Source organism: Pseudoalteromonas sp. SR44-5 (genome assembly GCF_014163675.1).
Taxonomy (GTDB): Bacteria; Pseudomonadota; Gammaproteobacteria; order Enterobacterales; family Alteromonadaceae; genus Pseudoalteromonas; species Pseudoalteromonas rhizosphaerae.
In genome coordinates, this window is sequence record NZ_JACJDT010000047.1 from 24,073 (window position 1) to 37,234 (window position 13,162).

Annotated in this window: 8 protein-coding genes; all 8 read left to right on the forward strand. The window is 43.6% G+C overall.

Annotated features, from left to right (window positions below; all coding sequences use genetic code 11):
• Window positions 1–148: 148 nt before the first annotated feature.
• Window positions 149–643, forward strand: coding sequence for a 50S ribosomal protein L10 (rplJ, locus tag H5154_RS18910; protein ID WP_145238296.1), 495 nt, complete (start codon window positions 149–151; stop codon window positions 641–643).
• A gap of 76 nt (window positions 644–719) precedes the next feature.
• Window positions 720–1,082 carry a 50S ribosomal protein L7/L12 gene (gene rplL, locus H5154_RS18915; RefSeq protein ID WP_064668694.1) on the forward strand — a complete coding sequence of 121 codons (363 nt, stop codon included), beginning with the start codon at window positions 720–722 and terminating at the stop codon, window positions 1,080–1,082.
• 271 nt (window positions 1,083–1,353) lie between these two features.
• Window positions 1,354–5,379, forward strand: coding sequence for a DNA-directed RNA polymerase subunit beta (rpoB, locus tag H5154_RS18920; protein WP_182719269.1), 4,026 nt, complete (start codon window positions 1,354–1,356; stop codon window positions 5,377–5,379).
• Window positions 5,380–5,482: 103 nt separating this feature from the next.
• Complete coding sequence (gene rpoC, locus H5154_RS18925) at window positions 5,483–9,658, forward strand: DNA-directed RNA polymerase subunit beta' (protein ID WP_145238302.1); 4,176 nt, start codon at window positions 5,483–5,485, stop codon at window positions 9,656–9,658.
• Between the two features lie 195 nt (window positions 9,659–9,853).
• Window positions 9,854–10,228, forward strand: a complete 375-nt coding sequence (rpsL, locus tag H5154_RS18930) for a 30S ribosomal protein S12 (RefSeq protein WP_002958885.1) — start codon at window positions 9,854–9,856, stop codon at window positions 10,226–10,228.
• 97 nt (window positions 10,229–10,325) lie between these two features.
• Complete coding sequence (gene rpsG / locus H5154_RS18935) at window positions 10,326–10,796, forward strand: 30S ribosomal protein S7 (protein ID WP_016710546.1); 471 nt, start codon at window positions 10,326–10,328, stop codon at window positions 10,794–10,796.
• A 27-nt stretch (window positions 10,797–10,823) separates the two neighbouring features.
• On the forward strand, window positions 10,824–12,938 hold the full coding sequence (gene fusA / locus H5154_RS18940; protein ID WP_145238305.1) for an elongation factor G: 2,115 nt from the start codon (window positions 10,824–10,826) through the stop codon (window positions 12,936–12,938).
• Window positions 12,939–13,001: 63 nt separating this feature from the next.
• On the forward strand, window positions 13,002–13,162 hold a 161-nt coding region (locus H5154_RS18945; RefSeq protein ID WP_246175643.1), incomplete at its 3' end, for a GTP-binding protein.

A 13,162-nucleotide genomic window follows, 5' to 3' on the forward strand; every position in this document is an offset into this window, starting at 1 on the left:
TTCACCTACGTAGACGGTGTGAATCCCCAGATAGATTTTTCCTAATCTTCTGGCTCTCGCCGTAAAAAGCATCTCTATCTTGTTTGGTAGGGAAGAGTAGAACAGGGAAGCCGATGTACGGTAACCCATTAAACCAGGAGTAACACCCATGGCTTTAAATCTTCAAGGCAAAAAAGCAATTGTTGCTGAAGTCAACGAAGCAGCCAATGGTGCTCTATCTGCAGTTGTTGCAGATTCTCGTGGTGTAACAGTTGGCGCAATCACTGCCCTTCGTAAAGAAGCTCGTGCAAATGGTGTTTGGATGAAAGTTGTCCGTAACACTTTAGCAAAACGTGCTCTTGAAGGAACACAGTTTGAGTGCCTTTCTGATTCATTTGTTGGTCCAAGCTTAATCGCTTTCTCATCAGAGCACCCAGGTGCTGCTGCGCGTATCTTTTCTGCTTTTGCAAAGAAGAACGAGAAATTTGAGCTTAAAACGGCCGCTTTTGAAGGAAATGTTGTTGATGCAGCAATGCTTGCTACATTACCTACATACGACGAAGCTGTTGCACGCTTAATGAGCGCTATGAAAGAAGCGTCTGCTGGCAAATTGTGTAAAACAATTGAAGCAGTACGTGTACAGAAAGAAGAGCAAGCTGCTTAATTTTAAGCTGTTTAATCAATCTTTCGGTGTAAAATTTTTTTGGACCTAGAGTCCGTTAATTATTAGGAAATTTGTAATGTCTGTAACTAAAGACCAAATCCTTGACGCAATTGCTGAAATGTCAGTAATGGACGTTGTTGCTCTTGTTGAAGCAATGGAAGAAAAATTCGGCGTAACTGCTGCAGCTGCTATGGTAGCAGGTCCTGCTGCTGAAGCTGCTGAAGAGAAAACAGAATTTGACGTAATCCTTACTGGCGCTGGCGCTAATAAAGTTGCGGCAATCAAAGCTGTTCGTAGCGCAACTGGCCTAGGCCTTAAAGAAGCGAAAGCTCTTGTTGAAGCTGCTCCTACACCTGTTAAAGAAGGTGTATCTAAAGAAGAAGCTGAAGCTCTTGCTAAAGACCTTACTGAAGCTGGTGCTGAAGTTGAGGTTAAGTAATTTAGCTTTTGCTAAGTTCGCTGTCTGAGAAATCAGGCAAGGGCTGGTGATTATTTAATCACCGGCCTTTTTGCGCTATAGAGCGATGTATTCCTATAGCTCAAATAAAATCTAATTTTCTCTTTACTTTCAACGCTTTATAGTTTGCTAGTGTTAAAGTGGGAGCTAATTGGAACAACAATTAAATGTTGTACAATCTTGGCTTAGATGCCAGTTAAGTCTGTTCTTACAAGAACAGGTCGGGTCAAAGATCAGCAAGCTGAGGAACCCCATGGCTTACTCTTATTCTGAAAAGAAACGTATCCGTAAGGATTTTGGTAAACGTCCACAAGTTTTGGATATACCTTTCTTACTGTCAACGCAGTTAGAATCGTTTAAAAAATTCTTAGTGCCGGACGCTGATGGCGATCATGGTTTGGAAGCTGCCTTCCGTTCTGTGTTCCCAATCAAAAGCTACTCGGGAAATTCTGAGCTTCAATACGTAAGTTATCGTATTGGTGAGCCAGTATTCGATGTAAAAGAATGTCAAATTCGCGGTGTGACTTATTCTGCTCCACTTCGCGTGAAACTACGCCTTGTGGTGATGGATAAAGAAGCTCCAGGCACAGTTAAAGACATTAAAGAGCAAGAAGTTTACATGGGCGAAATTCCGCTCATGACCGATACCGGTACTTTTGTAATCAATGGTACAGAGCGTGTTATCGTTTCTCAGCTACACCGTAGCCCTGGTGTATTCTTTGATAACGACCGCGGTAAAACTCACTCATCAGGTAAAGTGCTTTATAACGCACGTGTTATCCCATACCGTGGTTCATGGTTAGATTTTGAGTTTGATGCAAAAGATAACTTATATGTACGTATTGACCGTCGTCGTAAATTACCGGCGTCAATCATGTTGCGTGCACTTGAGTACACGACAGAAGAGATCTTAAACATCTTCTTCGAAACCACTGCGTTTGAAGTAACTGACGGTAAAGTTCTTATGGAACTTGTGCCATCACGTTTACGTGGTGAAACCGCTGCCTTTGATATAAAAAGTGAAGACGGTGAAGTGTTCGTTGAGTCTGGCCGTCGTGTAACAGCGCGTCATATCAAGAGCATTGAGAAAAAAGGCATTAGCCATTTAGAAGTACCCCATGAGTATATCATTGGCCGTGTAATTGCTAGAAACTACGTTGATGAGTCAACGGGTGAAGTGATTGCAAACGCGAATGATGAATTAACTTTAGAGTTAATGGCTGAATTGGTTAAAGCAGGTCACACTAAAATTGATACTCTATATATCAATGAAGTGGACAGCGGTGCATATATTTCTGATACTTTACGTATTGATTCAAGCACTAACCGCTTAGAAGCACTAGTAGAAATTTATCGCATGATGCGCCCAGGCGAGCCACCGACGAAAGACGCGGCTGAAGCCTTATTTGAGAACTTGTTCTTCTCTGAAGAACGTTATGACTTATCTACTGTAGGTCGTATGAAGTTCAATAGCCGTGTTGGTTATGACACTGACACAGGCCCAGGCACATTAAGCAAAGAAGACATCGTGTCTGTTATGAAAGTATTAATTTCTATTCGTAACGGTCAAGGCGATGTTGATGATATCGACCACTTAGGCAACCGTCGTATTCGTAGTGTTGGCGAAATGGCTGAGAATCAGTTCCGTGTAGGTTTAGTACGTGTAGAGCGTGCGGTACGTGAGCGTTTAAGCTTAGGTGACCTAGATGCGATCATGCCACAAGATCTTATTAACGCTAAGCCTATTTCGGCAGCAGTTAAAGAGTTCTTTGGTTCGTCTCAGTTATCACAGTTCATGGACCAAAATAACCCGCTATCAGAAGTGACGCACAAACGTCGTATTTCTGCATTAGGGCCGGGTGGTCTTACACGTGAACGCGCTGGCTTTGAAGTACGTGACGTTCACGTAACTCACTATGGTCGCGTATGTCCAATCGAGACTCCTGAGGGTCCAAACATCGGTCTAATTAACTCATTGTCTACGTACGCACGTACCAATGACTATGGTTTCTTAGAAACACCTTACCGCAAAGTGGTAGAGGGTGTAGTAACTGATGAAGTTGATTACTTATCAGCCATTGAAGAAGGTCAGTTTGTTATCGCACAGGCGAACTCAAACTTAACTGAAACCAATGAGTTTGTTGATGAATTAATCCCATGTCGTCACAAAGGTGAATCTACCTTTATGGGTCGCATGGACCAGCAATATATGGATGTATCACCACAACAGGTGATCTCTGTAGCGGCAGCACTTATCCCGTTCCTAGAACACGATGATGCTAACCGTGCATTGATGGGTTCAAACATGCAACGTCAAGCAGTACCAACATTGAAAGCGGACAAACCGTTAGTAGGTACTGGTATTGAGTTAACACTAGCGAAAGATTCTGGTGTAACGATTGTTGCTAAACGTGGTGGTGAAGTAATGTATGCTGACGCAAGTCGCATCGTTGTTAATGTACATGAAGAAGAACGCATCCCTGGTGAAGCGGGCATCGACATCTACAACTTAACCAAATACACACGTTCTAACCAAAACACATGTATTAACCAAAAACCAACTTGTATGGTTGGCGAACCGGTTACTCGTGGTGACGTGTTAGCAGATGGTCCTTCGACTGACTTAGGTGACTTAGCCCTTGGTCAAAACTTGCGCGTGGCATTCATGCCATGGAACGGTTATAACTTCGAGGATTCAATCCTACTATCAGAGCGCGTAGTTGAAGAAGATCGTCTAACGACTATCCACATTCAAGAACTACAGTGTGTTGCCCGTGATACTAAGTTAGGTCCTGAAGAGATCACAGCAGATATCCCGAATGTGGGTGAATCTGCACTAGGCAAGCTTGATGAATCAGGCGTTGTTTATATCGGTGCTGAAGTTAAAGGCGGCGATATCCTAGTAGGTAAAGTGACTCCGAAAGGCGAAACGCAATTAACTCCTGAAGAGAAGCTACTGCGTGCTATCTTCGGTGAGAAAGCGTCTGACGTTAAAGACAGCTCATTACGTGTACCAAACTCTGTAACTGGTACTGTAATTGACGTGCAAGTTTTCACCCGTGACGGTGTTGAAAAAGACAAGCGCGCGCTAGAAGTTGAAGAAATGCAACTTCGTGATGCGAAAAAAGACTTTAACGAAGAATTCCGTATTCTTGAAGCAGGCGTGTTAGATCGTGCTCGTAAGTTACTTATTGCAGCCGGTCAAGACGAAGACAGATTAGCATCACTAAATGCTGAGAAACTACTTACTCAAAGCCTTGCTGAAGAAGACAAGCAAGCTGAACTTGAGCAACTAGCAGCCCAGTATGATGAGCTTAAAGCTGAATACGATAAGAAGTTTGAAAACAAACGTCGTAAAATTACTCAAGGTGATGACTTAGCACCAGGCGTACTTAAGATTGTTAAAGTATACCTTGCTGTTAAACGTCGTATCCAACCGGGTGATAAGATGGCGGGTCGTCACGGTAACAAAGGTGTTATCTCGACTATCGTACCAGTAGAAGATATGCCATACGATGATAAAGGTCGTACTGTTGATATCGTACTTAACCCGCTGGGTGTACCATCACGTATGAACATCGGTCAGATCCTTGAAACACATATGGGTCTAGCTGCTCGTGGTATTGGTGAGCGTATTGAAGAAATGATGAAAGAACAACGTGAGCTTCATGAGCTACGTGAATTCATCAAGCAAGCATACGAAATTGGTGAATCTCGCCAGTTCGTAGACATTGCTAGCTTCACAGATGACGAAATTCGTCGTTTGGCTGAAAACTTAAAAGGTGGTTTACCAATCGCTACTCCTGCATTTGATGGCGCGAAAGAAAGCGAAATCAAAGACATGCTTGAGCTAGCTGGCTACCCTCGTAGTGGTCAGGTTACACTTTATGATGGCCGTACTGGCGATCAGTTTGAACGTCAAGTAACTGTTGGTTACATGTACATGCTGAAACTGAATCACTTAGTTGATGACAAAATGCATGCGCGTTCTACTGGTTCTTATAGCCTTGTTACTCAGCAGCCGCTGGGTGGTAAAGCACAGTTCGGTGGCCAGCGTTTCGGTGAGATGGAAGTATGGGCACTAGAAGCATACGGTGCCGCTTACACTCTACAAGAAATGTTAACAGTGAAATCGGATGACGTGAACGGTCGTACTAAGATGTATAAAAACATCGTTGATGGTAACCATAAAATGGAACCAGGTATGCCAGAATCGTTCAACGTATTGTTGAAAGAAATCCGCTCACTGGGTATCAACATCGAGTTGGAAGAAAATTAAGCCAATTAGATGCTGCAGCTAGCCTGCAGCATCTGTTACGGCCGAATAGAATGTAGGGACGAAATCATCCGTCCTCAAGATTAACTCCGACAGGAGAGCTAAGGTGAAAGACTTACTTAAGTTTCTGAAGCAACAAAATAAGACCGAAGAATTCGATGCAATTCGCATTGGTCTTGCTTCACCAGACATGGTTCGTTCATGGTCATACGGTGAAGTAAAGAAACCTGAGACTATTAACTACCGTACTTTCAAGCCTGAGCGCGATGGCTTATTCTGTGCCCGTATTTTCGGTCCAGTGAAAGATTATGAATGCTTATGTGGTAAATATAAGCGTCTTAAACACCGTGGTGTGATCTGTGAAAAGTGTGGCGTTGAAGTAACACTCACTAAAGTGCGTCGCGATCGTATGGGTCACATCGACCTTGCGAGCCCAGTTGCACATATATGGTTTTTAAAATCATTACCGTCACGTATCGGCTTAATGCTTGATATGACGCTTCGTGATATTGAACGTGTTCTTTACTTCGAATCATTCGTAGTAACTGAGCCTGGCATGACGACGCTTGAGCGTAGTCAGCTATTAGGTGAAGAAGAATACCTAGATGCACTAGAAGAGCACGGTGATGAGTTTGAAGCGAAGATGGGTGCTGAAGCAGTATTAGACTTGCTTCGTGAACTCGATCTTGCGCAATTAATTGCTGAAATGCGTGAAGAGTTACCAACAATTAACTCTGAAACTAAGCGTAAGAAGATCACTAAACGTCTTAAATTAATGGAATCGTTCCACCAGTCAGGTAATAACCCTGAGTGGATGATCATGACAGTACTTCCAGTATTGCCACCTGATCTACGTCCATTAGTACCACTTGATGGTGGCCGTTTTGCGACTTCTGATCTAAATGACCTTTACCGTCGTGTTATTAACCGTAATAACCGTCTTAAACGTCTACTAGATTTAGCTGCACCAGATATTATCGTACGCAACGAAAAACGTATGTTACAAGAAGCGGTTGATGCGCTACTTGATAACGGTCGTCGTGGTCGTGCAATTACAGGTTCTAACAAGCGTCCGCTTAAATCTCTTGCTGATATGATCAAGGGTAAGCAAGGTCGTTTCCGTCAGAACTTACTTGGTAAGCGTGTAGATTATTCAGGCCGTTCTGTAATCACAGTTGGTCCTACACTTAAGCTTCACCAATGTGGTCTTCCTAAGAAGATGGCACTTGAGCTATTCAAACCATTTATCTATGGCAAATTAGAGCGTCGCGGCATGGCTACGACAATCAAAGCTGCTAAGAAAATGGTAGAGCGTGAAGTTCCGGAAGTATGGGATGTATTAGACGAAGTAATTCGTGAACATCCAGTATTACTTAACCGTGCACCAACACTTCACCGTTTGGGTATCCAAGCGTTTGAACCTGTGCTTATCGAAGGTAAAGCAATCCATTTGCATCCATTAGTATGTGCGGCCTACAACGCCGACTTCGATGGTGACCAAATGGCGGTACACGTACCGCTAACGATTGAAGCGCAGCTTGAAGCTCGTGCATTGATGATGTCAACAAACAACATCCTATCTCCTGCGAATGGTGAGCCAATCATCGTTCCATCACAGGACGTTGTATTGGGTCTATATTATATGACCCGTGACCGCATCAACGCGAAAGGCGAAGGCGCGATCTTAAAAGATCCAAAAGAAGCAGAAAAAGCATACCGCAGCGGTAATGCAGACCTTCACGCTCGCGTGAAAGTACGTATTAGCGAATCAGTTAAAAACGAAAATGGTGTAGTAGAAGACACTGTAACTGTTATCGATACAACTGTTGGTCGTGCAATTTTGTCTCTTATTTTACCAAAAGGCATGCCGTTTTCGTCAATCAATCAGGCCCTAGGTAAGAAACAAATTTCTGGCTTATTAAACGAGTGTTACCGTCGTCTTGGTCTTAAAGATACAGTTATCTTTGCTGACCAAGTTATGTATACCGGTTTCCACTACGCAATGAAGTCAGGTGTTTCAATCGGTATCGATGACTTAGTTATCCCACCGATCAAAGCATCAATTATCGAAGCAGCTGAAGCTGAAGTAACTGAAATCAACCAACAATTCCAATCAGGTCTTGTAACGGCTGGTGAAAAGTACAATAAAGTTATCGATATCTGGTCACGTGTAAATGAAAACTTATCACGTGAAATGATGGCCAACTTGTCAAAAGACACGGTTATCAATGCCCAAGGTGAAGAAGAAGAGCAACCGTCATTTAACTCAGTGTTTATGATGGCCGACTCTGGTGCTCGTGGTAGTGCCGCTCAGATCCGTCAGCTAGCAGGTATGCGTGGTCTAATGGCACGTCCAGATGGTTCAATCATCGAGACGCCAATCACCGCTAACTTCCGTGAAGGTCTAAACGTACTTCAGTACTTCATCTCAACGCATGGTGCGCGTAAAGGTCTTGCCGATACAGCACTGAAAACAGCGAACTCGGGTTACCTAACGCGTCGTCTAGTAGACGTTGCACAAGATTTGGTAATCAACGAAGACGATTGTGGCACAGAAGATGGCTTAACAATGAAACCGCTTATTGAAGGTGGTGACGTTGTAGAAGCACTTCGCGAACGTGTACTTGGTCGTGTTGTTGCTGAAGATATTGTGATCCCTGGTACTAATACAGTACTAGTAGAGCGTAATATCATGCTTGACGAAAAACTGTGTGATCTTTTAGAAGAGCACTCAGTAGATGAGGTTCGCGTACGTTCAGTTATCACCTGTGATAACGACTTTGGTGTATGTGCTAAGTGTTACGGTCGTGACCTTGCACGTGGTCATATCATCAACGCGGGTGAATCAGTAGGTGTTATCGCGGCACAATCAATCGGTGAACCGGGTACACAGCTTACGATGCGTACTTTCCACATCGGTGGTGCAGCATCAAGAGCGTCTGCTGAAAACAATGTACAAGTTAAAACTAACGGTACATTGAAGCTTCATAACGCAAAATATGTATTAAACACTGACGGTAAGATTGTTATTACCTCTCGTTCTACTGAAATCACTATCATCGATAGCCATGGTCGTGAGAAAGAGCGTTATAAAGTACCTTACGGTGCGGTATTAACAGTACAAGACAATACGGAAGTTCAAGGTAACGACATCGTTGCTACTTGGGACCCGCATAGTCACCCAATCGTTCTTGAGCATAAGTCAAAAGTATCGTTCAGCGATATCGATGACTCCAACACTGAAGCACAGACTGATGAACTAACTGGTTTAACCCGTGTAGTTGTTAAAGATCTTGCTAAGATAAATGCGAAAGAGCCGAAGCTTATCATTGAAAGTGAAGAGCGCGGTCTGCAAGAAACTCGTCTTCCTTCATACACTACGATTGAAGTAACAGACGGTGTAACGGCAAACCCAGGTGACGTGTTAGCACGTATTCCGCAGGAAGGTTCGAAAACTCGTGATATCACGGGTGGTCTACCACGCGTAGCCGACTTATTTGAAGCGCGTAAACCGAAAGAGCCAGCTATCTTAGCTGAGATCACCGGTACGATTAGCTTCGGTAAAGAGACTAAAGGTAAGAAGCGTTTAGTTATTACTCCAGCTGAAGGCGATCATTACGAAGAAATGATCCCTAAGTGGCGTCAACTTAACGTGTTTGAGGGTGAGCAAGTGTCTAAAGGTGAAGTTATCGCCGATGGTCCTGAATCACCACATGACATCTTACGCCTACGTGGTGTGACTCATGTTGCTAACTATATCGTTAACGAAGTGCAAGAGGTTTACCGTTTGCAAGGCGTTAAGATCAATGACAAGCACATTGAAACAATTATCCGTCAAATGATCCGTAAGTGTACGATCCTTGACGGCGGCCATAGTGAATTCTTAGCCGGTGAGCAAATTGAAGTGGCACGCGTTAATATCGCAAACCGCGACTTAGAAGCTCAAGGCAAGTTACCTGCTAAATATGAAATCCAATTAATGGGTATCACTAAAGCATCACTAGCCACAGAATCTTTCATCTCGGCAGCCTCGTTCCAGGAGACAACTCGTGTCCTAACTGAAGCCGCTGTAAATGGTAAGAGCGATGAACTTCGCGGTCTGAAAGAAAACGTAATTGTGGGTCGTTTGATCCCAGCCGGTACCGGTTTTGCGTATCATCAAGAACGTATGGCTCGTCGTAAGCAGAGCAAAGTTGTAGTTGAAGAGCAAACAGTAAGTGCAGAAGAGGCAACTCAAGCGCTAACTGATGCTTTAAACGCGGATTTATCTGGAAATCAATAAATCTAACTTAATCAATAGATTAGGTTTTTGCAAGGCAGTTATCTACTGCCTTGCTAACGGTTTAGGTTGACAGCTCAATCTTTGCTCATTAAAATTCCGCCACCCATTTACCTGCACGTTTGGTACGAGCTTGTAAATAAAGGGCGGATTTTTTTATTTTTTTCAGTAGTAATTTTAATTTCAGGAGCTATTTAAATGGCAACTATTAACCAGCTAGTGCGTAAGCCACGTCGTAGCAAGGTTACGAAAAGTAACTCAGCTGCGCTTAAAGCGTGTCCGCAAAAGCGCGGTGTATGTACTCGCGTATATACAACTACACCTAAGAAACCAAACTCGGCGTTACGTAAAGTAGCTCGTGTACGTTTAACTAACGGTTTCGAAGTAACTTCATACATTGGTGGTGAAGGTCATAACCTTCAAGAGCATAGTGTAATCCTAATCCGTGGTGGTCGTGTTAAAGATTTACCAGGTGTGCGTTTTCACACTGTTCGTGGTGCACTTGACTGTGCAGGCGTTAGCGACCGTCGTCAAGCTCGTTCTAAATACGGTGCAAAACGCCCTAAAGGCTAATTGTATTCCGTTAGTAAGGCCAAGCACTAAATATTTTTAATTATTGTTTTGGGTGATTGACTCGAAAGAGCAAACCTGAATAAACCGGAGATACAAAATGCCTAGAAGACGCGTAATAGGTCAACGTAAAATTCTTCCAGATCCTAAGTTCGGATCGGAACTTCTTGCAAAATTCGTTAACATCGTAATGTTAGACGGCAAGAAATCTACTGCTGAAAAAATCGTTTACGGTGCGCTAGATGTGGCTGCTGAGAAATCAGGCAAATCGCACCTTGAAATCTTTGAAACTGCACTTGAAAACATCCGTCCACAGGTTGAGGTTAAATCTCGCCGTGTTGGTGGTTCAACGTATCAAGTACCAGTAGAAGTACGTCCAGTACGTCGCAACGCATTAGGTATGCGTTGGTTAGTAGACGCTGCACGTAAGCGTGGCGAGAAATCTATGGGCTTACGTTTAGCTCAAGAACTTGTTGACGCTGCTGACAACAAAGGCACTGCGGTTAAGAAACGTGAAGACGTTCACCGTATGGCTGAAGCGAATAAAGCATTCGCACATTACCGTTGGTAATCTGTCCTTAACCTTTAAGAGGATTTTATGGCACGTACAACTCCACTTGAGCGCTATCGCAATATCGGTATTGTTGCTCACGTAGATGCAGGCAAAACCACCACAACAGAACGTGTTCTGTTCTACACAGGTCTTTCTCATAAGATCGGTGAAGTACATGATGGCGCCGCAACTATGGACTGGATGGAGCAGGAACAAGAGCGTGGTATCACAATCACTTCTGCTGCAACAACGTGTTTCTGGAAAGGGATGGACGCGCAATTTGACGCTCATCGTATCAATATCATTGATACTCCAGGGCACGTGGATTTCACTATTGAAGTAGAACGTTCTTTACGTGTACTTGATGGTGCGGTAGTTGTGCTTTGTGCTTCATCTGGTGTACAGCCGCAAACTGAGACAGTTTGGCGTCAAGCGAACAAATACGAAGTTCCGAGAATGATCTTCGTAAATAAAATGGATCGCACTGGCGCTGACTTCTTAACGGTTGTTGGCCAGGTGAAATCTCGTCTTGGAGCAACGCCTGTTCCAATTCAGCTACCAGTAGGCGCTGAAGACGACTTTAAAGGTGTTATTGACCTCATAAAAATGAAAATGATTAACTGGAATGATGAAGACCAGGGAATGACTTTCACCTATGAGGCAATACCGGCAGAACTTCAAGATTTAGCTGAAGAATGGCGCTCGAACTTAGTTGAAAGCGCTGCTGAAGCATCTGAAGAACTAATGGATAAGTATTTGGAAGGTGAAGACCTGAGCGAAGCAGAAATTAAAAATGCTTTGCGTCAGCGTACATTGGCTAACGAAATCGTCCCAGTTACATGTGGTAGTGCATTTAAAAATAAAGGCGTTCAAGCTGTGCTTGATGGCGTTATTGAATATATGCCTGCACCAACACAAGTGAAACAAATTCAAGGTATCCTTGAAGATGGTACTGAGGAAGAACGTCCAGCTAATGACAACGCACCGTTTGCTGCACTTGCTTTTAAAATTGCAACAGACCCGTTCGTTGGTACTTTAACTTTCTTCCGTGTTTACTCTGGTACTGTTAAACAGGGTGACGCGGTATACAACCCAGTAAAATGTAAGCGTGAGCGTCTTGGCCGTATCGTTCAGATGCATTCAAACTCACGTGAAGAGATCAAAGAAGTCTACGCAGGTGATATTGCGGCGGCTATTGGTCTCAAAGACGTAACAACAGGTGAAACACTGTGTGATCCGAATTCTATTATTACGCTTGAGCGTATGGAATTCCCTGAACCAGTTATCTCTGTTGCGGTTGAGCCTCGCACAATCGCTGACCAAGATAAGATGGGTATCGCGCTAGGTAAACTAGCGGCAGAAGATCCGTCTTTTCGCGTACAAACTGACGAAGAATCAGGCCAGACTATTATTTCTGGTATGGGTGAACTTCACCTTGATATCATTGTCGACCGTATGAAACGTGAATTCAGTGTTGAATGTAACGTTGGTAAGCCGCAGGTTTCTTACCGTGAAGCTATTCGTTCAACTGTTAAAGTTGAAGGTAAATTCATACGTCAATCAGGTGGACGTGGTCAATATGGTCATGTCTGGCTTAAACTTGAACCGATGGATATTTCGGATGATGAAGCCCCAATTTACGAGTTCGTTAACGAAACCGTAGGTGGCTCAGTTCCAAAAGAATACATCCCTGCGGTAGATAAAGGCATCCAAGAGCAAATGTCTCAAGGTGTGCTGGCAGGCTACCCATTACTTGGTGTGAAAGCGACTTTATATGATGGTTCATTCCATGATGTAGATTCGAATGAAATGGCATTTAAAATAGCGGGTTCACTGGCAATGAAACAAGGTGCGCTACAAGCAGACCCTGTACTATTAGAGCCAATGATGAAGGTTGAAGTACTCACTCCTGAAGCAAACATGGGTGATGTAGTTGGTGACTTAAACCGTCGCCGCGGTATGATCGAAGGCATGGAAGATGCGCTAGGTGGACTTAAATTAATTAACGCCCAGGTTCCGCTTTCTGAAATGTTTGGTTATGCTACTGATCTACGATCTGCAACACAAGGCCGTGCCTCATACTCTATGGAGTTTTTGAAGTACGCTGAAGCCTCGAAACATGTTGCGGACACAATAATTACAGCTCGCGCTGTTAAGTAATTTTTAGCTCGGTTTGGTCCACAGTGGACTGAACCTTTAATTTCTTTATAGGAATTTTTTAAGATGGCAAAAGCAAAGTTTGAACGCGTAAAACCGCATGTAAACGTAGGTACAATCGGCCACGTTGACCACGGTAAAACTACCCTAACTGCAGCAATCACTAACGTACTTGCAAAAGTATACGGCGGTGTTGCTAAAGATTTCGCATCAATCGATAACGCTCC